This is a genomic window from Fusobacterium sp. (assembly GCF_029258315.1).
Lineage (GTDB): Bacteria > Fusobacteriota > Fusobacteriia > Fusobacteriales > Fusobacteriaceae > Fusobacterium_B.
This window is the reverse complement of record NZ_JARHZE010000048.1, coordinates 14097-36621: the sequence shown is the minus strand read 5'-3', so window position 1 is coordinate 36621 and position 22525 is coordinate 14097. Positions and strand designations below refer to the sequence as shown.

The window sequence follows — 22525 nt, the reverse complement described above, 5'->3', positions numbered from 1 at the left end:
TGCATATGGAGAGTATGGTTTAAAATCAAATGCAAGTTTAGGATTTGTTGTAGGAGGAACTAAAAGTTCAACAGATATTTCTGGAAATTCTAAACTGAAAGGAAATAGTATTTCAATTTTATCTTATGCTAAAAAAGATATAAATAATTTACAATTAAAAGCAGGAATAGGGTATCAACATAGTTTTTATGATAGTACAAGAACAGTAAGTAATGCTTATCAAAGTATGAGTGTAAACAAAGAATATGAAGATAATTCCTTTAATATGTTTGGTGAGATAAGATATAGTTATTCTTTAGGAAGAGAGATTTATGTAGAACCATACTTCAATATGATTTTTTCTTACATAAAGCAAGAGGGAATAAATGAAGAAAGTAATCAAAGTTTAACAATGAGTGTAAAAGAAAAAAGTTTTAATTCTTTAGATACAGAAACAGGAATTGATTTAGTAAAAAAACTAAATCTTTCAAAAGGAGAGTTAAAATTAAAAGTAGGAACATCTTTAATGTATGCTATTGATGGGTATGAAAATGAATATTTAACAGGAAAAATAAATGGAGCAACAAAAGATTTTGAAATTTTATCAGCAGAAAGTGATAGAACAAGAGCTAAAATTAAAACATCAATGGAGTATGAATTAGAGAATGGAATTTCCTATAATATAAATGGAGAATATATTACTTCTTCTAAGAATAAAGATTATAAAGTTGGTATAGGAATAGGATATAAATTTTAAAAGTATAATAAAAAGAGCTGAGAAATAAAATCTTAGCTCTTTTTTCTATGTAAGTCATAAAACTAAAGATAAAAATTTTTATTTATTTTTAGATAAAGATGAGGCTATTTTAGTAAACTCTGAAAGTATGTAAGGTTTTTGAGTAGATTTTTTATAGGCTATAAAAAATTCACGGCTACTATAAGAGTTATTTATTTTATAATATTTCACACCTTCAAGTTTATCAACAGAGCTTGGTACAAATCCAACCCCAATATTTTGAGCTACCAAAGAATTTACAGTTTCAAAATCTTTAGTTTCTAAAAGATAGTTTAATTTAAAATCTAAAGATTCACAAATTTTATCAATATTTTTTCTAGCTTTTATTCCTCTCATCAACAAAATAAAATTTTCCTCTTTAAAAAATGATAAATCAATATTATTTTTAGTTATTTTTGAATTGATTGGATTTTTTTCTGAAACGGCTAAAAGAATATCCTCAGTAAAAATTTTTTTATAAATTATTTTAGGATTAAAATCTAAAAAAGCAGAGATAACCAAGTCAACTTCATCATCAAGTAATATTTTTTCAAGATTATATTGAGAATCTTCTATTATTTTAATTTGAACGTCAGGAAAAGTTTTTCTAAATTCTGGGATTATTTTCGGTAAAAAATATCTACCATAAAATTGGTAAACCCCTATACCCAAGGTTCTCTTTTTACAAGAGGATAAAGTTTCAAGTTTCTCTTTAAATATTTTTGTTTGAGATATTATTTTATTAGCCTCTTCTAAAAAAATCTCCCCAGCATAGGTTAAAAAAACTCCCTTATTAGTTCTACTAAAAAGTTGCAGTCCAATCTCGTCTTCGAGTTTTGTAATTGATTGACTCAAAGCTGACTGACTAATAAATAAATTTTCAGCTGCTTTTGAAAAATTATTAAATTCAGCAATGCAACAAACATACTCCATATCTTTTAAAGTCATAATTTCCCCAATCCTTTATAAGTTTTTCTTATAACAGTATTATAAATTAATATTTCAAAAAAAGCAAATTAATTGGTATAATTATTCTATACAAAGATAGGTATTTTAAAACATTTTATTTTAAGATTTTACCATCTTGTTTCCTTAAAACTTATATATGTTAAAAATAAAACAGATTGTTAGCCCCTCTCTGTTTTATTTTTATTTATTGCAAAAATTTTTTTTCCGTGATAAACTATTTTTATAAAAAAATTAAATTATAGGAGATAGGATAATGAATCCAATATTTATAACAATAGGAAAAATAAAAATAACTTATTATGGTTTGATGTATGCTATATCTTTCTTGTTAGGGATAGAACTTGGTAAAAAAGCAGCAAAAGATAAGGGATTTTCACCAGAGTTAATAGAAAACTATGCATTTGTAGCAATGATTTCAGGACTTCTAGGTGGAAGACTTTATTATGTTTTATTTAATTTAGATTATTATTTAGCTTATCCTCAAGATATACTAGCTGTTTGGAAAGGTGGAATGGCTATTCACGGAGGAATAATAGGTGGAATAATAGGAACTTGTATCTACGGATATATAAAAAAAATAAATCCATTACAACTTGGAGACTTTGCAGCAGGACCTCTGCTTTTAGGACAAAGCATTGGAAGAATAGGAAATCTTATGAATGGAGAAATTTATGGGGTTCCCACTTTTACCCCATATAAATATATTTTTTCTTTAAAACCATCTTTTTATCAATGGTTTGATTATTATAAAACTTTACCTATCAGTGAAAAAATAAAAATAACTGAGAATGTACCTTGGGGTATTGTTTTTCCAGAAAGTTCACCAGCTGGACAAGAATTTCCAAATTTACCTTTACATCCAGCTATGATATATGAGATGATTTTAAACTTTATAGGATTTTTATTTATTTGGTTTGTTTTAAGAAAAAAAGATTATCCTGCTGGAGTGGTGTGGTGTTCATACATTATAATTTATAGCTCAATAAGAATTTTTGTTAGCTTTTTTAGAGCTGAAGATTTGATGATGATGGGACTTAGAGCTCCTCATTTGGTAAGTTTAGCAATGATAATAATAGCAAGTATTTTTATAATTTTTTTAAATAAAAAAAACAAAATCATCGAAAACTAAGTCAAAGCTTATAAAGAAACAAAATAGTTAATTTTAAGGAGGAAAAAATGAAAAAAATATTTTTAGGATTAATGTTTTTATTAATGATGGTAGGATGTACAAATACAGGAGTATCTAAGACAGAAAATTTAGTAGGTAAGCAATATGCTTTAGTTCAACAAGCTAAAGATTACCAAATAACTTTAAATTTTGCTGAAGATAATGTTTTTGGATTTGCAGGAGTTAATCATTATTTTGGAAAATATCAATTAAACGGAAATAAAATTACTGTTGGAGAAGCTGGAAGTACAAAAATGGCTGGTCCAGTAGATGCAATGAAGGCTGAAGATGAATTTTTATCAAAATTAGGAGCAGTTGCAACTTATGAAGTAACTGAAAAAGGATTAGTATTAACAACTAATAAGGGAGAAAAATTAGAATTTGTTTTAATAGAAACTCCAAAAAAAGAAGAAAAATAAGATTGAGTTCGGAGATGAAATAAATGAATAAATATTTAATAGTTAGCAAGGAGATTTTACCAGATTATTTTGATAAAGTAATAGAAGCTAGAGAACTTTTAGAACAGGGAAAAGTAAAAAATATAAGTGAAGCTGTAAAAAAAGTTGGAATAAGTAGAAGTACTTATTATAAATATAAAGATTTTGTATTTGCTCCATCTAAAGAATCACATGGAAAAAGAGCTTTGATTTCTGTTGTTTTAGAACATACTCAAGGAAGCCTTTCTAATGTTTTAAACTATATAAGTTCTGTTAATGGTAATATATTAACTATAAATCAAAATATTCCAATGAATAATTCAGCAACTGTTATTATATTTATGGAAGTTATTCATATGACACTTTCTGTGGAAGAGGCAATAGAGGAGATTAATCATCTAGAAAATGTAATTAATTGTAAACTTATGTCTATTGAATAGGAGAAAGAAATGAAAAGGTTACTATTAATATTTGCTATATTATCAGTTTTTTCTTTTGCAAAAGGTCCTCAAGATATTATAGAGGATAAAATAGAAAATCAGTTAAGAGTGGATTTATCCAATGTGATTGATTATAAAGTAGATTATGATGTAGATATTTATTCAGATAGAGTAAATGTTGAAATAGAAATTGATAGTTTCAAAGAACCTACTTTAAATTATTCAAAAATAATTGATTCAGTTTTAAAAGCTATAAAAAATAATATACCTGAAGCAAAGGATATTAATCTTGTTGTGAAACAGGATAAAGATATTGGAGAAGATAAAATCTTATTCAATAAAAATATTTAAAAATAAAAAGCATTGATTAAATTTTTTAGTCAATGCTTTTTTGTTAAAGAAAAAAATTTAAAATAGAAAAAATAAAAAAGAATCTGACACAAATATCAGATTCTTTTAAATTAAAAATTATTTTTTTATTAATTCAAAAATTAATTTAGTAGTATTGATTAAGTTATCAATAGTGATTTGCTCAGCAGTAGTATGAACTTTATCCATTCCACAACCAAGGTTAACAGCTTTAATACCATTTTCTACCATATTATTAACATCACTTCCTCCACCACTAACAGCAAGTTCAGGAGTAAGTCCAGCATTTACACAAGCATTTTTAATTTCTACTATAAATTCATCATTTTCATCATATTTATATCCAGAATAAGAATGAGTAAGCTCCCCTTCAAAAGTTCCACCAAATTTTTCACAAGCATCTTGGATACATTTCATCATATGTTCCCCTTGAGCTTTTAATTTAGCATTATCTCTACTACGAGCCTCTCCAAGAACTTTTACTCTTTCAGGTACTATATTTGTTGCAAAGTTTGCAGATATAGTTCCAATATTTGCTGTTGTTTCCTCATCAATACGAAGAAGTTTCATATTAGAAATAGCATGGGCAGCAATTTGTATAGCACTGATACCTTTTTCAGGAGCAACCCCAGCGTGAGCACTTTTTCCAATAAACTCTCCAGTTAATTTTACTTGTCCTGGTGCAGCACAAATTATTTTTCCAGCATCTCCACCACTGTCAAGAACAACACCTTTTTTAGCAGTTATTCTTTTATAATCAAGATTTTTTGAACCTTTTAATCCAATTTCTTCAGCAATAGTAAATACAGCTTCAATAGTTGGGTGGTTGATATTATTTTCTTTAGCTAAACGAATAGCTTCTAATATACAAGTGATACCAGCTTTATCATCAGAACCTAATATTGTAGATCCATCAGTTTTTATTATATTTCCTTCGATGATAGGTTGAATACCTTTACCAGGTTTAACAGTATCCATATGAGCAGACATAAGGATAGGTTCTAAAGTTTTATCTCCCTCTATTTTACAATAAAGATTTCCAACAGAACCTCCAATAATTTCTCCAGCATTATCAAAAGATACTTCAGCACCTAACTCTTTAAAGTCAGCAGCAACTTTCTCAGCAAAATCTTTTTCTTCTAAACTTTCACTATCTATTTTTACATAAGTAAGGAAAGTGTCAATTAATCTCTCTTGATTTATCATAAACAACTCCTTTTAAAATTAATGTCCAGTATATTATATTATAATTTGTTGAGAAAATAAAGTATTTTTTGAAAAAAATGTATTGTTATTAATCATATTTTTTGTTTATATAAAAAGATTATATAAAATTAAAAGAATAATTTTCCAACCTGGAATATTGTTACAGAAGTGATATAAGGAACTATCAACATTATTCCAACAACCTTCCATAAAAATTTCCAACCAAATTCTTGCTTAATAGCTCCTAAAGTTGTAACACAAGGAACTACTAATAAAATAAATGCCATAAATGAATAAGCTTTTAAAGGAGCTAGATCATCATTAGGCCAAAGATTAAATGTTGCTTTTATAATACCTCTTCCCTCTTCTTCAATTTCTTCAGGAGTAGGCATTTTAAATCTACCCATATCTAAAGTAGCTATACCTATTATAGATTTTTTTGTTGCTGTTCCAAGACCTTTTACTTGTTCTATAAGATCTTCAGTAAAAGTAGTTTCTATAATTTCATCAGAAGTGATTTCTTCTTCAACATCATCATCTAATGGTAAAACTTGAGATAAAAATCCAACAACAACTTCCTTAGCAACCATACTTGGAATAACAGCAGCAACTGTTTCCCATCTATCTCCAAAACCAGCTGGTTTCATAACAGGAGCAAAAGCATATCCAAATTTAGAAATATAAGATGTATTTGGATTTCCTTGGTTAGGGAAGTATGTTAAAGTCCAAAGTATCATCATTATTCCTAAAACTATACTTCCAGCTCTTTTTATATAAGCAAAACATTTTGTCCAAGTAGATGATAGCACAGTTTTTAATTCAGGGATTCTATATGGTGGCAACTCTATTAAAAGAGCTTTTCTGTCGGACTTAAACTCGTCAAAGTTTTTTAGGAAAAGACCAACCAAAATAGCTACAAAGATTCCAAGAAGATAAAGAGAGGCTACAATCATACCAGCTTTTTGTCCAAAAAAAGCAGCAGTAAACAATCCATAAACAGGAAGTCTAGCAGCACAAGACATAAAAGGAGTCATAGCAGCAGTTAATTTTCTAGATCCTTCATCTTCCATAGTTCTTGTTGCATATATAGCAGGAACTGTACAACCAAAACCAATAATCATAGGGACAAAAGATTTTCCATTTATTCCTAGTTTTCTCATAATTTTATCCATTAAAAAAGCAACTCTTGACATATATCCACTCTCTTCTAAAATTGCTAAGAAGAAATAAAGAAAAGCCATTATTGGTGTAAAAACAAGAATACCACCAACTCCTCCTAAAATACCATCAAGTATAAGTGAGTTTAACCAATTAGGAGTTCCTTCAACAAAAAGTCCAACATATTTTGCTAGAAAACTACCAAAAAATTTACTTATCCATTTTACAAAAGGGGCACTTCCACTGAAAACTAAAGTCATCATTCCAGACATAATTAAAAAGAAAAGTGGAAGTCCAAAAACTCTATTTAGTAATATTTTATCAACTTTATCTGTAAAATCCATTCTTGATTGTAAAGATGTTGTAAAAGTTTTAGATAAGATTTGATTAATAGCTCCATATCTATGTTCAGCTAAGATAGTTCCTCTATCATTATCGTATTCAGTTTCAAGTTTTAAAATTTCTTTTTCAAATTTATTATTAAGTTTAAAATTATAATTGTTTTGTAATTTATTAATGATTTGTTCATCATTTTCAATAAGCTTTATAGCGACAAATTCAGGAGAATAAGTTTTAAAAAGATTAGTAAGATTTATATCTTCTTCAAGTTCTGTTACTATTTTTTTAATTAAAGAATTTATATTTTTTCCAAAAGGTAGAGAGAAAATTCCTTTCTTGCTATTTTTTACAAGATCTAAAGTTTTATCCATAAGTTCAGTTATACCAACTTTTTTTAGAGCTGATACAGGAACAACTTTCATTTCAACAAGACTTTCAAATTTTTCTATATCAAGTTTATAGTTTAATTTTTCAAATTCATCAAATAAATTAAGAGCCATAATAGTAGGTTTATCTAACTCTTTTATTAAATATGAAAGATATAAGTTTCTCTCTAAATTTGTTGAATCAATAACGTTTATTACCACATCTGGATTTTCCTCAAGGATAAAATCCCTAGTAATTTTTTCTTCCAAAGAATAAGGGCTAAGGCTGTATACTCCAGGTAAGTCAACCAAATGAATCTCCTCTCCCTTATAAAAAAATACTGCTTCTTTTTTTTCAACAGTAACTCCAGGCCAGTTTCCAACTTTTAATTTAGATCCAGCAATAGCGTTGATCAAAGCTGATTTACCAACATTTGGGTTACCTGTAAATGCTAATTTTATCATAAAAACACTCCCTATTTAAATTAAATTTTTTCAACTTCTATATTACTGGCATCTTCTTTTCTTATGGCAATTCCAGTAGATTTTAAAATATATTCTTGAGGATCCCCTAAGGGAGCAACTCTTTCAAGTTTTATTATTCCACCAGTAGTAACTCCCATATCAACTAATCTTTTTTTTAGTTCACCAACATTTCCTATTTTTAAAATTTTTGCCTCTTCTCCATTTTTTAAATCACAGAGCTTCATAAATTCCTCCATTTCTAATTGTTTGTAATACAAAAAATTTTGTTTGATAATGGAATTATAGTACTATAAAAGTATAATAGAAATATATTTAAATTGTAGAGAATTGTGTTTAATTATGTTTAATTGTAAAAATAAAAAGCCTTAGTTAAACTAAGACTTTTATTGTACAGTAGCTGAAAAATTATTTATAATTTTTTCCCAAAGACCTTGATCTTTTAATAATTTTTCTAATATTTCACGAACAGCTCCATTTCCTCCATTTTTAGAAGAGACAAAATCACAAACTTCAATTATTTCTTGAACAGAATCTTTAGGACAAGCTTTAAATTTACAAAGCTTCATAGGTTTTAAATCTATTAAGTCATCGCCAATATATGCTGTTTCCTCGTAAGAAAAATTATATTTTTTTAATATTTTTTCTAAATCTTCAATTTTGTTATGACTTCCTTGGACAATATCAGTAATACCTAATTCAGTTCCCCTTCTTTCTACTATCTTAGAAGTTTTTCCTGTAATGATAGCAAATTTTATTCCCTGTTTAATACTTTGAGAGATTGCTAACCCATCTTTTACATCGAAAGCCTTCATTTCGTTACCAAAATTATCAATGTATAGTTTTCCATCAGTTAAAGTTCCATCGACATCAAGAACTACTAATTTTATCATCATTAACCTCCAATTTTAAAATTTATTTTATTATATCATACAATCTTTTTAAAGCAAAAAATATTAAAGAATTATTACTAAAAAAAGAGATTTGTGATATAATAAATATTATTAAAAAATTATGGGTGAAATAGTGAAAGTAGAAAATAAAAGTATATATTATGAAAAAAAACAAGTAGAAAAAGAATTATATAAAAGGAAAATGATACCAGAAGTAAAGGCTAATAGAAGATTTATTTTTATTTTAGTATTTATTTTTTTATTTTTATCTGTTTTAAATTTATATAGTGTTTCTGATTATCAGGAAAAATTTAGTTTAAAATCTATGATTATTTTTATGATTATAGGATCAATTATGGGATTTTTTATAAGTGCTATTGATTATAAAATTTTAAGGAAAAAATGGATTCATAGAAGTATTTATTGGGGTTCATTGATATTATTAGCAGTTATGTTTGTATTTGGTAGGGTTATTAAAACAGATATAATAAAAGAGACTAATGGTGCTTATGGTTGGATAAGAATAGGTGGTATAGGAATTCAACCTTCGGAAATTTTAAAATTAGCTTTTATAATATTAATATCTCTTATTTTAGAATCGGGAGAGAATAAAAAGGAAGATATAAAAGATACTTTAAAAAGAACTTTAAAAGTTTCATTACCATTTTTTTGTTTAATATTTTCTCAAAATGATTTGGGAACAGTTATACACTATGTATCAATTTATATTATATTGATATTTTTTACTAAAATAAAAACAAGTACTATTGTTAAGATTGTTTCAGCACTGGGAAGTTTAGGATTAATTGCAATAACTTTAATGTATAAATTTGGAAATGGTGATTATCGAGTAAAAAGGGTAATAATGTGGATAGATGGACTTTTACATGATGGCTATGTTGGTAATATAGATATAGGTTATCAAGTAGCTCAATCTCTTTTAGCCTTTGGAAATGGTGGAATATTTGGAGTAGGATATGGAAATGGAGTACAAAAATTTAGTTATCTTCCAGAAATACATACAGATTTTATAATGGCATTATTAGGAGAAGAGCTTGGATTTTGTGGATTAGTTATTGTGTTAATTTTATTTTTTTTACTTTATTATAATTTATTAAAAATAAGTAGAATATCAAAGGATTATCTAGGAAAATATTTAGCAGTTGGAGTAGCGGGAATGATAATAACTCAAGTATTAATAAATCTATTTGTAACAGTTGGATTACTTCCAGTGTTTGGAATTCCTATGCCATTTTTTAGTTATGGAGGAACTTCAATTTTAACAATACTTATGGCACTTGGTTTAGTTTTGAGTGTTAATAATTACACTGTTTTAGAATTTGACAAAACTCAAAATAAACTGTATAATTATTTCATTAGGCGTGGAGGTAAAAAAAAGTAATATGGAAATGAAAGATATAATAGTTAAAGTAAATTATTTTTCAAAACTTTCAAAAGAAAGAGAGTTAACAGCTGAAGAAAAAGTAGAAAGAGAAAAATATAGAAAACTTTATTTAGAAAAGTTTAGAGCTCAGGTGAAAGGGCATTTAGATAGTATAAAAATTGTAGACAGTAAAGATAAATTAAATTAGGGGGACGAAATGGATAAAGTAACAGTTAGAGAACTTTACAGAAAAGAAAAAGAATTACTAGGAAAAGAAATTGAAATTTCTGGTTGGGTTAGAAAATTAAGAGACCAAAAGAATTTCGGATTTATAGAAGTAAATGATGGTTCTTTCTTTAAAGGAATACAAGTGGTATATGGAGCAGAATTAGAAAATTTTGAAGAAATATCACACCTTTCAATATCTTCATCAATAAGAGTAGAGGGAGTATACCAAGAATCTCAAGGAAAAGGACAATCTGCTGAAATAATAGCTAAAAAAGTAGAAGTTATTCAAAAAGCAAACTTAGATTATCCTTTACAAAATAAAAGACAAACATTTGAATATTTAAGAGATATAGCTCACTTAAGACCAAGAACAAATACATTCTCAGCAGTATTTAGAGTAAGATCAGTTCTAGCTTATGCAATACATAAATTTTTCCAAGAACAAGGATTTGTATATGTTCATACACCAATAATAACTTCTTCTGACTGTGAGGGAGCTGGAGAAATGTTTAGAGTAACAACTCTAGATTTAGATAAACTTCCTAAAAAAGATGATGGAAAAGTTGATGTATCAAAAGATTTCTTTGGAAAAACAACTAGCTTAACAGTAAGTGGACAATTAAACTGTGAAACTTATTGTTCAGCATTTAGAAATGTTTATACATTTGGTCCAACATTCAGAGCTGAAAATTCAAATACTTCAAGACACGCTGCTGAATTCTGGATGATAGAGCCTGAAATAGCTTTTGCTGATTTAACAGCTAATATGGACTTAGCAGAATCAATGGTTAAATATATAATAAAATATGTAATGGATAACTGTCCAGAAGAGATAGAGTTCTTTAACCAATTTATAGAAAAAGGTTTAATAGATAAATTAAACAATGTGTTACATAATGAGTTTGCAAGAGTAACTTATACAGAAGCTATTGATATATTATTAGCATCAGGACAAAAATTTGATTATCCAGTTGAATGGGGAATCGACTTACAAAGTGAACATGAAAGATTCTTAGCTGAGAAACATTTTGGAAAACCTGTATTCTTAGTTGATTATCCAAAAGAAATAAAAGCTTTCTATATGAAACTTAATGAAGATGGAAAAACAGTAAGAGCAATGGACTTATTAGCACCTGGAATTGGAGAGATAATAGGTGGATCTCAAAGAGAAGATAATGTAGAAGTTTTAGAGAGAAAAATGGATGAGTGTGGATTAAGTAAAGAAGATTATAAATTCTATCTTGATTTAAGAAGATATGGAAGTTTCCCACATTCAGGATATGGATTAGGTTTTGAAAGAATGATGATGTATATCACAGGAATGACAAATATCCGTGACGTAATCCCATTCCCAAGAACACCAGGTAATGCTGAATTCTAATAAAAAATAAAAAATATTATGAAAGGAGATAAGGAAAGATGATGCTTATAATGAGTATACTGGTATTTTGTCTCCTTTTTTATTTGTATAAAACTAGAAAAGAAGTAGAAGAGAAGACTTTAAAAAGAAAATTAATCAGAGTAAAATCATATGAAGAGGTTACCTGTGTTAAAGAGTATAAAAAGAGGGTAAAAAAATATTCTTTAGAAAAAATAGAAAATGAAGTTTTGATAGAGGAAAAATATATAAATTCCTCTCATGTAGAAGAGAAGATGCGTTATTTATTGGTTACTCCTAAGAATGAGAAAGAAAAAGATTTACCAGTTCTTATACTTTTTCATGGAATAAGGGATTATTCAGAGGATTGGATAAATAGAGCATTTTTATTAGAAAATTATTTGGAGCTTATAAAAAAAGATAGAATAAAACCTATGATATTTATGATATGTGATGCTGGCTTTGAAGGACAAAGTTGGTATAGTAATTTTTATAAAGATAAGAAACATAAATATGAAGATTATATCACTGACGACATTTACAAGGAAGCCAAAAGAATATCTCCAAACGGAAAGATAGGTATTTGTGGTTTTTCTATGGGAGGATATGCGGCTCTTAAAATTGGACTTAAATATATAGAAAAATTTGATGTGATTGGAAGTTTTTCGGGAGCTGTTAGTATTATAAGAATGAGTCTTAATAGAAGAGTATTGAGATTGATGAGATACCTTTATATACCAAAGTTTTTATTTTTAAAAAATCAAGATAAAATAAATTTTTTAAGAATTTTTAGCCCTTGGGGCTGGAGAATTTTAAAACAGGATCCCTATACTATTATAAAGAGAATGGAACCTGAAAAATTTATTGGAAAAAAAATATATATAAGTGTTGGTGAAGAGGATAAAGAACCATATCTTATGTTACAACAATGGACTGATATTGTTGGAAGATTAAAGAAATATGGAGTTGACTTTAAGGGGTATATTTATGAAAATGAATATCATACTTGGGAGTTTATTTCTAAAGATATTGGGAATTTTTTAAGATATTTTAATGAAAAAGTAAATGAAGAGGAATAAGATGAAAAAAATAATTTTTTTTACAGTATTGCTTGGTTTATTTAGTTCTTGTAGTAGTATAAGATATTATGAACAATATGAATTTTTAATAAAATATGATGAGCTGGTGAGAGAGTTTAATAAGACTTTAGAGAAACCAGTAACAAAATCAGAATTAAAAAAATTGGATAAAAAATTTAAGATTTTTGAAAGACAATTATATGAAAAGAATGAGAATTATATAAGAATAGATGAAAATATAGTTAGAGATTATGGCAAAGATATAAAATATTATCGTGGAATAATAATAGATTTAGAAGATTAAGGAGAAATTATGAATATATTGATGGCTCTTTCTCAATTAGAAGTTACTGGAGCTGAAGTTTATGGAGTAACTTTAGCTGACGAACTTATAAAAAGAGGAAATAAGGTGTATATTGTTTCAGATACTTTAACAAAACCTACAAAAGCTGAGTATATTAAGATTGAATTTAATAAAAGAAGTTTGGGACAAAGAGTAGATCAAGTAAAAAAACTTTTAGAAATAATAAAAGAAAAAGATATACATGTGGTTCATGCTCATTCAAGAGCATCATCTTGGAGTTCAGCCATAGCTTGTAAGATAGCTGGAATACCGTTAATAACAACTACTCATGGAAGACAGCCTATACATTTTAGTAGAAAAGTTATAAAAGGATTTGGAGACTATGGTATAACTGTCTGTGAAAATATTTATACTCAATTAGTGGAATCTCTTGGAGTAAAAAAAGAAAAACTAATCACTTTAAGAAATCCTGTGAGCTGTGAAGAGTATAATTTTTCAAAAATTCCAAATGGAGATAAAAAAATAGTATCTATAATAGGAAGACTTTCAGGTCCTAAAGGGGATGTATGTTTTGATCTATTGGAAAAACTTTATTTAAAAGATGAATATTTAGTTCAAGTAATTGGTGGGAAAGAGATTCCAGAAAGATTTCAAAAGTTTAAAGATAGAGTAAACTTTATGGGATATATAAATAATGTTTCTGAAGAAATAAAAAAATCACATATAATTATAGGAGCTGGTAGAGTTGCCATTGAAGGAATTTTATCTGGAAGACCTGTTATAGCTGTGGGAGAACAGGAATATTTAGGACTTGTAACAAAAGAAAGTATTGAAAAATCTTTAAATAGCAATTTTGGAGATGTAAATCCTAAAAGTAAAGGGATAGATGTTTCTAGTGTTTGTGAGGATATAGAAAAATCTAAAGAACTTTCAGAAGAGGATTTAATAGAATTAAGAGATATTATAGAAAAAAATTATTCTCTTGGTAAAATAATAGATGAGATAGAAAAAATTTATTATAAGCAATATGTTTTAAAGAAAAAATATGATATACCTGTAATAATGTATCATAGAATAATAAAGGAAAATGATAAAAAAGGTGTTCATGGAATCTATGTTTTAGATGAAGTTTTTGACAAACAGATGAAATATTTAAAAGAAAATGGATATAAAACAATAACTTTTGAAGATCTAAAAAATGGTGAGTGGAGAAATAGATTTAATAGAGAGAATAAATGGATAATGATTACATTTGATGATGGATATAAAGACAACTATGAAATTGCTTTTCCTATTTTAAAAAAATATGGATTTAAAGGGACTATCTATCTTTTAGGTGAATTAACTTATAATAGATGGGATACAGAAAAAGTAGATAATCCAGAAGAAAAATTTATATTGATGGAAGATAGTGAGATTCTAGAGATGCAAGAGTATGGGATAGAATTTGGAGGACATACTTTAACACATCCAATGTTAGCAAAACTCGATTTACAAGAGGCAAGAAGAGAGATATTTGAATCAAGAGATAGGCTTAATAAAAAACTTGGAAGAGAGATGAATTGTTTTGCTTATCCATATGGAAATCTTAGTGAAGATGTTAAATCTATTGTAAAAGAGGCTGGATATAAATTTGCAGTGGCAACAGATAGTGGAGATATATCTTTTTCTGAGGATCTATTCCAGATAAGAAGAATAGCAATATTTCCTAAAAATAATATGTTTAGCTTTAAAAGAAAAGTTAGTGGAAAATATAATTTTATAAAAATAAAAAGAGAACAGAGAAAAAAATAAAAACTGCACTCAATTGCGAGTGCAGTTTTATTTTGTTAGTTTTTCTTTTCAAAAACAATCTCTATTGGAGAACCTTCAAATCCGAAAGCCTCTCTTAATTTATTTTCTATATATCTAGAATAAGAGAAGTGCATTAATTCTGGATAGTTACAGAATAATACAAATTTAGGTGGTGCAGTTCCAACTTGAGTAGCATAGTTAACTTTTGTAATTCTACCTTTTCTTGTTGGTGGTGGGTTCATAATAACAGCTTCATTGATAACTGTATTAAGAAGTCCAGTTGAAATAGTTCTGATATATTCTTCATAAATTTTATCAGCTATTCCAAAAAGATTTATAGTTCTTTGTCCAGTAAGGGCAGAGATAAATTCTATTGGAGCATAAGAAAGGAAAGGAAGTTCAGCAAGTAAAGCTTCTCTCATCTCTTTCATAGTATCTTTAGATTTTTCTACTAAATCCCATTTATTAACAACAATAACTATTGGTTTTTTCTCTTCGTGAGCTATACCAGCTATTCTTTTATCCTGTTCAGTAAGTCCCTCTTTACCATCAAATAATAAGAAACAAACATCGGCTCTTTTTATAGCTTTTAATGCTTTCAAAACAGAATAATATTCTAAAGCCTCTTCAACTTTAGATTTTCTTCTGATTCCAGCAGTATCAATAAGAACATATTTATTGTCGTGGAACATAACAGAAGTGTCAATAGCATCTCTAGTAGTTCCGGCAATATTACTTACAATGGTTCTGTTTTTTCCACAAAGTTTATTTACAAGAGAAGATTTTCCAGCATTTGGTTTTCCAATGATGGCGATTTTTAATCCGTCCTCTTCCTCTTCAGGAATATCAACAGAATTTATTTTTTCAACAACTAAGTCAAGCATATCTCCTAAGTTTGTTTTGTGCTCAGCAGAGATACCAATAAGATCATCAAAACCTAAAGCCCAGAAATCTATAAGATCATCTTGTTGTTCCATAAAGTTATCAATTTTGTTAACACAAAGGATAACAGGTTTAGTTTTCTTTCTAAGATAGTAAGCAACCTCTTCATCAAGAGCTGTAAGTCCAGCCTTTCCATCAACAACAAAAACTATAACGTCAGCTTCAGTAACAGCTACCTCAGCTTGTTCTTTTATTTTTGTCATCATAAAATCATTATTTCTAGGTTCTAGTCCACCTGTATCAACTAAAACAAATTCTCTTCCATTCCATTCAGTATCTCTGTAAAGTCTATCTCTAGTAACACCTGGTTGGTCATCAACGATAGCTACTCTATCTCCAACAAGCTTATTAAAAAGAGTAGATTTACCAACGTTAGGTCTTCCAATTATAGCAACTATTGGTTTCATTTTTCCTCCTTTAATTAAAAATTAGATTATATAAAAATCTGATGATTATTTTCCTAAAGGTTCAGAGTTTAAGAAAAATAAATTTTCAAATTATTATTTAAATTTTTTGGATTTACTATTTTTATTTTTTTTAAATGAATTGTCATTTCTATTTGAACTATTATTTTTTCCACTATTTTTAGTATAGCTAGATTTGTGAGAAAAACTTGTAGGTTTTTCACGAGGAATAATAATATTTTTTTGTTTTTCTTTTTTTCCATTGTCTTTTTCTACAAAAACTTTTTTTCCAGTAAATGGATTTATCTCTGTGTAATACATTAAAGTTGAATATGTAGATGGTGTTGGTGTAAATATTTGCACCTGTTCTGGATTTATTCTAAGTTCCTCAGAAGCAAAAACCTTAAGATCTAACATATCTTTTTCGTTACAACCTGGATGAGCTGCAATTAAATAATATGTTAAAAATTGTTTTTTGTCTAGTTTTTTATTTAGTTCATAGAATTTTCTTTTAAATTTAACAAGATCTTCTTTACCAGATTTTCCCATCAAACTCAAAATTTTATCTTCAGTGTGTTCTGGAGCAATTTTCATCTGTCCAGAAACGTGATGAGCTACAATCTCTTCTAAATATTTTTCACCATTAACTTTATCTCCAAGGATAAGATCATATCTAATACCAGAGGCTATAAATACTTTTTTTATTTTATCTAGGTTTCTAACTTTTTCAAGAAGAGAAAGTTGTTTATTGTGGTTTGGTTTAAGAGCTGGACAAACATTTGGATAAAGACATCTTTTATCAGAACAAGCTCCCAATTTTAATTTTTTAGTACACTCCATCTGATACATATTGGCAGTTGGACCACCAACATCAGATATATTTCCCTTAAATTTTTTATCCTTAGTAATTTCTTTAATCTCTTTCAATATAGACTCTTCACTTCTAGAAGAAACAGTTCTTCCTTGGTGGATAGCTATGGCACAGAAATTACACTCTCCATAACAACCTCTATGAGTAGTAAGAGAATATTTTATAGTGTCAATAGCTCTTACAAACCCTTGAGCCTTATAATAAGGGTGTACATCTCTTTCATAATCGAGACCATAGATTTCATCTAAAAGCTCTTGAGAAAAAAGTTCAGATGGTGGATTTTGTATAAGCCATCTATCTCCGTGTTTTTGGTTAAGACCCTTAGCAGTAATAGGATCACAATTTTTATAGAAGGTATTAAACATCTCTATAAATTTATATTTATCAGCTACACACTCTTCATAAGAGGGAACAGTTATATATTTTTTATTTTCCTCTTTGGCTATATAAGAAAGTCCACGAATATTTCTCCACTCTCTATTTCCTTTTAAAGCATCAGCTAATTCTAACATAGATTTTTCACCCATACCATAGGAAAGGATATCAGCCTTTGCATCAAAAATAAGAGAACGTCTTAAATTATTTGACCAATAATCATAGTGAGTAATTCTTCTAAGACTTGCTTCAATTCCTCCTAAAACAATGGGAATTTTACTATTTTTAAAAAATCTTCTAATAAGTCCTGTGTAAACAATAGACGCTCTATCAGGGCGACGATTATTTTCTCCACCGGGAGTAAAATCATCTTTATGTCTTTTCTTTTTTGTAGCTGTATAATTTGCTACCATAGAGTCAACACAACCAGCAGAAACGGCCCAATAAATATTAGGTTCTCCTAAACGAGTGATATCATCGGGAGAATTAATATCAGGTTGAGCAATAACTCCAACTTTATATCCATTTTTAACAAGCCATTTTCCAATAAGAGCAGTCCCGTTATAGGATGAATCGATATAGGTATCTCCTGATATAAGAATTACATCAAGAGAATCCCAACCTAATTTTTTTACTTCTTCTAAAGTAGTAGGTAAGAACATAATTTTCCTTCCTTTTATATTCTAGTTAACATATGTCTAACTGCGATCATTCCCATTACAGCAGCTATATTTAATCCACTACCATAACCAGAACCATCTCCAGCAGCATAAAGTCCATCAATATTAGTCATCATATTTTTATCTATTTCCATTCTAGTACTTCTGAATTTTATTTCTGGGAAATAAAGTAATAAATCAGCTGATGCAAATCCTGGAGTAATTTTATCATGAGCTTCAATAAACTCAATAATATTATCTAAAATTCTCTTAGGACAAGCAAGTGAAATATCTCCAGCAACATAGTCAGTTGTAGTAGGTACAATATTTAATCTTTCAAGTCTCTCTTCTGTTGAACGTTTACCTTCTTTTAAATCTGCATAAGATTGAACAAGAAGTTTTCCACCAGTAAGCATTGAAGACATTTTTGCAATAGCTGTTGCATACTCAAAAGGTTTATCAAAAGGCTCTGTAAAAGTTTTAGTACAAAGTAAAGCTAAGTTTGTATTTTCAGATTTTTTATGTTTATATGCATGACCATTAGCAAGAACAACATCATCAGCGTGTTTTTCCATAGCAATAAATCCACTAGGATTACTACAGAAAGTTCTCATTTTATCTTTGTAAGTTTTTGTATAGTATATCATCTTTGCTTCATAGAAGTTTTCATTGATTTCTTTCATAATAATATCTGGAATCTCAACTCTAACACCAACATCAATAGCTCCATTAGAACATTTTACACCAGATTTATGGCACATTTCCATAACTTTTTGAGCTCCACTTCTTCCCATAGCAAGTAAAACATTGTCTGCAAAGTACTCTTCAGTATTTCCTTTATAAGTAACGATAGCCCCTTTTATTTTACCATCTTCAATTATTAAGTCTTGAATATCTCTTTCAACTTTAAATTCAACACCTTTTTCAAGAAGATAATCAACAAGACTTGTATATAGTTTTCTAGAACCATCAGTTCCAAGATGCATAGTAGGAGTATCAATAAGTTGAACTCTATTTTCTATACATTTTCTTTTTATTTCAATCATAGTTTGATTATATTTTAAACCAGCAGGTTCTTCATTAAATCCAAAATCTCTATATATCTTAACTACATCTTTTATAGTTTCATTAACAACCTCTTTACCAGTAACTTTATGAACATCTCCACCAACTTTATAGTCCATATTAAATTTAGAATCAGAGAAAGCTCCAGCTCCACTAACCCCATAAATTATAGCACAAGTAGGACATCCAGCACATTTACCAGTTATCTCTTTAGGGCAAACTCTATTTTTTAACATTTTACCCTTATCAATAATTAAAACCTTTAAATCAGGATTTTTAGTTATAGCCTCGTAAGCCCCAAAAACTCCAGCTTGTCCTCCACCAAGAAAAATAATATCGTATTTCATATTTCCTCCATCTATTTTATTGTTTACTCCAATCTATATTTTGAAAATAAATATTAGTTGGTAAATTAGGGTGTATTTCACCAGTTTGATTGGAGTAGTCATATATCCATCCACCCTTACCATCAATATTTTCAAAGTTATTTGAATCTATAACTTTGTTACTTTGTTCTAAAGAATCAGTTTGTTCTGTAGAGTCAAGAATATTTTTTCCATAAATTTCAGCAAATGATATTTTTTGTCCAAGTTTATTATAAGAATCCAAAAGAGTCAAATTATTATTAGCCCCCTCTTTACTAAGATCTGGATATGTTCCAGTCAATTGATAATATTTTTCGAGAGCCACTCTTATTTCAATAAGATTTTTTTCAACAATTTCAGCTTTTTTTAGATTAGTCACTTCATTGAAAGTTGGTAAAATAAACTTATAAATAAAAAATCCAATAGTTGCTGTGAGAAAAAGAAATTCTAAAAAACATTCTTTCAATTTAAAGATCGCCATTTTATTCACCTTAATTATCTTTTTGGTTTTATAAAAGCCTTTCTAATAATAATTTCTCCCTTTTTAGGATAAGTTATTTCTAGATGTAAAGGTCCTCTTTTTACTGATAGCCAAGAAAGTCCTTTAAATACAAGCTCTTCACCACTTTCAACAATAAATTCTTCTGTTACTAAATCTTTTAAATCAGGATTATCAAAACAATCATCACAAGGTGGATAGAAAAGATCTCTTCTATTTGAATTTTCAAGTTCTTTAGCTTTTTCTAAATTTGTATCGTGATAAGTTATATTCTTAGAAGCATAAACTGAGAATATAGGATCAAATTCATTTTCACTAAGAACTCTAATTTTTACAAGCCCACCAATGAAGATAACTCTGTCTTTACCTGTTTTATAAGTTTTTCTAGATATTTCAACAGAAGGTACAATATCTAAATTACATTTTTCACAAACTAAATCAGAAAATCTTCCTTCAGGAATAAGTCCCGGAGTATCGATTAAAGTTATATTTCCATTTGTGATTTTTTTCTTAGAACTTTTTAAAGTAGTTCCAGGATATTTTGATTCAGTAGCTATATTTTTTCCAACAACTTTATTTATAATGCTAGATTTTCCTACGTTAGTAACTCCTAAAACAATAGCTCTTACACCATCAGGAAAGAAAGTATTTAATTTTTTATAAATTCCACTTATACCATATCCTTTTTTGCTACTAACAATAGCTACATCAAGAGGAGCTATTCCCTCTTCTCCAAGACGATATTTTATCCAATCAGCTACTTCAGAAGGGTGTTTATCGTCAGGGATAAGATCTATTTTGTTAAGAACAACAATAGAATCCATCTCTCTTAAAATATCTAAGATTTCATAATCAAATGATCCTTCAAAATCAATGGCATCAAAAATAGCAAGAGCAACATCTGCATCTTTTAAAGCTTCGTGAACCTCTTTTCTATAATCCTCTCTAGATAGAGAGATAGGAAGGTATTCACCATAGTTTTTAATTTTGAAACATCTTTGACAATAAAGATCTTTACCTTGGTTTTCTTCTTTTTCTAAAACGGAAAGGGGAAGAAATCCCTCTTTGTTTTTATCTGTTCCTTGTAGTTCAATACCACAACCAACACAAAATTTACCCATTTATCCTCCAATTAAATTTTTTCTACAATAATATTAGAACTTGTATAAATACAAATTGAACTTGCAATAGTAAGAGCTTCTTTAGCAATTTCAGAAGCTGTCATATCAGTGTGTCTAAGCAAAGCTAAACCAGCAGAGTAAGCATAGTTTCCTCCACTTCCAATAGCTAAAAGATCCTCTTCAGGTTCAAGAATATCTCCGTTACCAGAAATAGAATAAAGTCCCTCTTTTCCCCCTACAACAATAGAGGCTTCAAAATCTTTTTGAAATTTATCATTTCTTATGTCTTTAGCTAATTCAACAGCTGATTTTTTTAAATTTCCACGATATTCATTTAAATATTGCTCAAATTTTTCCTCAAGAACAAAGGCGTCAGCAGCAATTCCAGCAAAACCTAAAACTATATCAAAGTCTTTTATTTTACGAATTTTTTTAGCTTTAGATTTAACGATAGTATCTCCAAGAGTAACTTGTCCATCTCCAGCAATAGCTACTTCATTTCCTTTTTTTACAATAAGTATTGTAGTTGCTTTCATTTTTTCCACAAAAATTAAACCTCCATTTTTATAAATTACTATCAATGTATATTCAAGTCTTTTAAAACAATAGGTTTTTTTATTAATTCTTGATATATTTTTGTTGTTTCTATATTTAGATGTCCCATTAATTTTTTTAAATATATTATATTCATACCGTGAGAAAGCATATAAGCTCCAAAAGTATGTCTAAAAATAAAAGGGTTCACCTCTTTTTTTATACCAGCTTTTTTTCCATATTTTACCAAAAGTCTTCTAAGAGAACGATCACTTAATCTATCAGCAGAGCCATTTACAAAAATAATATTCTCATTATATCTTTCTTTATACTTTAATTTTTTAGCTTCAAAATAAAGTTTGAAAAATTTTCTAGTGGTTTCACTAAAAAAAACTCTTCTGATCTCCTTACCATTAGCAATAATAATCTCTCTTTCCTCTAAATTAACAGCTTTTTCACTTAGCATAATAAGCTCAATAGGAGTTATTCCAGAAGAAAATAAAAGTTCAACAATAAGTCTGTCACGAATACCATTGCATTTAGAAATATCAATGATATCACGAAGTAAATTTATTTCTTCAAGTGATAAAATTTCAGGGATTTCAATATTAAAGTTTGGAGTTTTAATTGGAGTCATAGGATTTTTACTTATGACTTTATTTTCTATTAAATATTTAAAAAATACTCTACGAGATGACAGTTTTCTTCCCAAACTTCTTTTTGTAATATTTTCTTTTTGAAGTTTAAGAGAAAAATCTCTAAGATCAGTTGAAGATATTTTTTTTATGTCAACAATATTATTTTCTTTGCAGTAGTCATATAGCTGTTCTAGATCTTTTTTTAAAGATTTTATACTGCTATCTTTTTTTCTTATTGTAAACTCTGAATAAAATAGAAAATCTTTAATTAATTTTTCCAAAAAATAATCCCCCTTTTTTATAT

Annotated in this window: 23 protein-coding genes; 11 read left to right on the top strand and 12 right to left on the bottom strand. The window is 28.0% G+C overall.

Annotated features, from left to right (window positions below):
- The coding region (locus tag Q1J48_RS03615; protein ID WP_300361306.1) for an autotransporter outer membrane beta-barrel domain-containing protein at nucleotides 1–736 on the top strand (736 nt) is incomplete at its 5' end.
- A 78-nt stretch (nucleotides 737–814) separates the two neighbouring features.
- Here Q1J48_RS03615 and Q1J48_RS03610 read toward each other — a convergent pair.
- Complete coding sequence (locus Q1J48_RS03610; protein WP_300331876.1) at nucleotides 815–1702, bottom strand: LysR family transcriptional regulator; 888 nt, start codon at nucleotides 1700–1702, stop codon at nucleotides 815–817.
- Nucleotides 1703–1976: 274 nt separating this feature from the next.
- Here Q1J48_RS03610 and lgt point away from each other — a divergent pair, with 274 nt between their 5' ends.
- The 4 genes from lgt to Q1J48_RS03590 are packed head-to-tail and all read left to right on the top strand — an operon-like array spanning nucleotide 1977 to nucleotide 4119.
- Nucleotides 1977–2852 carry a prolipoprotein diacylglyceryl transferase gene (gene lgt / locus Q1J48_RS03605; protein ID WP_300331879.1) on the top strand — a complete coding sequence of 292 codons (876 nt, stop codon included), beginning with the start codon at nucleotides 1977–1979 and terminating at the stop codon, nucleotides 2850–2852.
- Nucleotides 2853–2899: 47 nt separating this feature from the next.
- Nucleotides 2900–3310 (top strand): META domain-containing protein, encoded by a 411-nt coding sequence (locus tag Q1J48_RS03600; RefSeq protein ID WP_300331881.1) that lies wholly within the window; start codon nucleotides 2900–2902, stop codon nucleotides 3308–3310.
- Nucleotides 3311–3333: 23 nt separating this feature from the next.
- Nucleotides 3334–3768, top strand: a complete 435-nt coding sequence (locus Q1J48_RS03595) for an ACT domain-containing protein (RefSeq protein ID WP_300331884.1) — start codon at nucleotides 3334–3336, stop codon at nucleotides 3766–3768.
- A gap of 9 nt (nucleotides 3769–3777) precedes the next feature.
- Nucleotides 3778–4119 (top strand): hypothetical protein, encoded by a 342-nt coding sequence (locus Q1J48_RS03590; RefSeq protein ID WP_300361303.1) that lies wholly within the window; start codon nucleotides 3778–3780, stop codon nucleotides 4117–4119.
- Between the two features lie 117 nt (nucleotides 4120–4236).
- On the opposite strand, the gene Q1J48_RS03585 is transcribed toward Q1J48_RS03590, so the two are convergent.
- From Q1J48_RS03585 to Q1J48_RS03570, 4 genes are all read right to left on the bottom strand, one after another.
- A complete protein-coding gene (locus Q1J48_RS03585) occupies nucleotides 4237–5343 on the bottom strand; it encodes a M20/M25/M40 family metallo-hydrolase (RefSeq protein WP_300361301.1) in 1107 nt (368 codons plus the stop codon).
- 128 nt (nucleotides 5344–5471) lie between these two features.
- Nucleotides 5472–7670: a ferrous iron transport protein B gene (feoB, locus tag Q1J48_RS03580; RefSeq protein WP_300361298.1), complete on the bottom strand. Its 2199-nt coding sequence runs from the start codon at nucleotides 7668–7670 to the stop codon at nucleotides 5472–5474.
- 20 nt (nucleotides 7671–7690) lie between these two features.
- Complete coding sequence (locus Q1J48_RS03575) at nucleotides 7691–7915, bottom strand: FeoA family protein (RefSeq protein WP_300330819.1); 225 nt, start codon at nucleotides 7913–7915, stop codon at nucleotides 7691–7693.
- Nucleotides 7916–8074: 159 nt separating this feature from the next.
- A complete protein-coding gene (locus Q1J48_RS03570; RefSeq protein WP_300361295.1) occupies nucleotides 8075–8581 on the bottom strand; it encodes a KdsC family phosphatase in 507 nt (168 codons plus the stop codon).
- A 121-nt stretch (nucleotides 8582–8702) separates the two neighbouring features.
- On the opposite strand from Q1J48_RS03570, the gene Q1J48_RS03565 reads away from it, so the two are divergent.
- The 6 genes from Q1J48_RS03565 (at nucleotide 8703) to Q1J48_RS03540 (ending at nucleotide 14748) form a co-directional block, all read left to right on the top strand.
- Nucleotides 8703–9983, top strand: a complete 1281-nt coding sequence (locus tag Q1J48_RS03565) for an FtsW/RodA/SpoVE family cell cycle protein (RefSeq protein WP_300361292.1) — start codon at nucleotides 8703–8705, stop codon at nucleotides 9981–9983.
- A gap of 1 nt (nucleotide 9984) precedes the next feature.
- Complete coding sequence (locus Q1J48_RS03560) at nucleotides 9985–10173, top strand: DUF896 domain-containing protein (RefSeq protein WP_300330810.1); 189 nt, start codon at nucleotides 9985–9987, stop codon at nucleotides 10171–10173.
- Between the two features lie 9 nt (nucleotides 10174–10182).
- Entirely contained in the window at nucleotides 10183–11574 is a 1392-nt protein-coding gene (gene asnS / locus Q1J48_RS03555) for an asparagine--tRNA ligase (RefSeq protein ID WP_300330807.1), read from the top strand.
- Between the two features lie 83 nt (nucleotides 11575–11657).
- Nucleotides 11658–12650: an alpha/beta hydrolase gene (locus Q1J48_RS03550; RefSeq protein ID WP_300361288.1), complete on the top strand. Its 993-nt coding sequence runs from the start codon at nucleotides 11658–11660 to the stop codon at nucleotides 12648–12650.
- Nucleotide 12651: 1 nt separating this feature from the next.
- Entirely contained in the window at nucleotides 12652–12954 is a 303-nt protein-coding gene (locus Q1J48_RS03545) for a hypothetical protein (protein WP_300330800.1), read from the top strand.
- 9 nt (nucleotides 12955–12963) lie between these two features.
- Nucleotides 12964–14748, top strand: a complete 1785-nt coding sequence (locus Q1J48_RS03540) for a bifunctional glycosyltransferase family 4 protein/polysaccharide deacetylase (protein WP_300361286.1) — start codon at nucleotides 12964–12966, stop codon at nucleotides 14746–14748.
- A 35-nt stretch (nucleotides 14749–14783) separates the two neighbouring features.
- Here Q1J48_RS03540 and der read toward each other — a convergent pair whose 3' ends face one another.
- The 7 genes from der to Q1J48_RS03505 all read right to left on the bottom strand — a co-directional run bounded on the left by der (nucleotide 14784) and on the right by Q1J48_RS03505 (nucleotide 22502).
- Nucleotides 14784–16097 carry a ribosome biogenesis GTPase Der gene (der, locus tag Q1J48_RS03535; protein WP_300330794.1) on the bottom strand — a complete coding sequence of 438 codons (1314 nt, stop codon included), beginning with the start codon at nucleotides 16095–16097 and terminating at the stop codon, nucleotides 14784–14786.
- Between the two features lie 93 nt (nucleotides 16098–16190).
- Entirely contained in the window at nucleotides 16191–18005 is a 1815-nt protein-coding gene (locus tag Q1J48_RS03530; protein ID WP_300361309.1) for a YgiQ family radical SAM protein, read from the bottom strand.
- An 11-nt stretch (nucleotides 18006–18016) separates the two neighbouring features.
- Nucleotides 18017–19411, bottom strand: coding sequence for an NAD(P)/FAD-dependent oxidoreductase (locus tag Q1J48_RS03525; RefSeq protein ID WP_300361283.1), 1395 nt, complete (start codon nucleotides 19409–19411; stop codon nucleotides 18017–18019).
- Between the two features lie 16 nt (nucleotides 19412–19427).
- On the bottom strand, nucleotides 19428–19910 hold the full coding sequence (locus Q1J48_RS03520) for a hypothetical protein (RefSeq protein ID WP_300330789.1): 483 nt from the start codon (nucleotides 19908–19910) through the stop codon (nucleotides 19428–19430).
- 14 nt (nucleotides 19911–19924) lie between these two features.
- A complete protein-coding gene (yqeH, locus tag Q1J48_RS03515) occupies nucleotides 19925–21049 on the bottom strand; it encodes a ribosome biogenesis GTPase YqeH (protein WP_300361281.1) in 1125 nt (374 codons plus the stop codon).
- 11 nt (nucleotides 21050–21060) lie between these two features.
- Nucleotides 21061–21585 carry an ATP-dependent protease subunit HslV gene (gene hslV, locus Q1J48_RS03510; RefSeq protein WP_300330822.1) on the bottom strand — a complete coding sequence of 175 codons (525 nt, stop codon included), beginning with the start codon at nucleotides 21583–21585 and terminating at the stop codon, nucleotides 21061–21063.
- Between the two features lie 41 nt (nucleotides 21586–21626).
- The gene (locus tag Q1J48_RS03505; protein ID WP_300361278.1) at nucleotides 21627–22502 is read right to left on the bottom strand and encodes a tyrosine-type recombinase/integrase; all 876 of its coding nucleotides are present in this window, start codon (nucleotides 22500–22502) and stop codon (nucleotides 21627–21629) included.
- Nucleotides 22503–22525 lie beyond the last annotated feature (23 nt).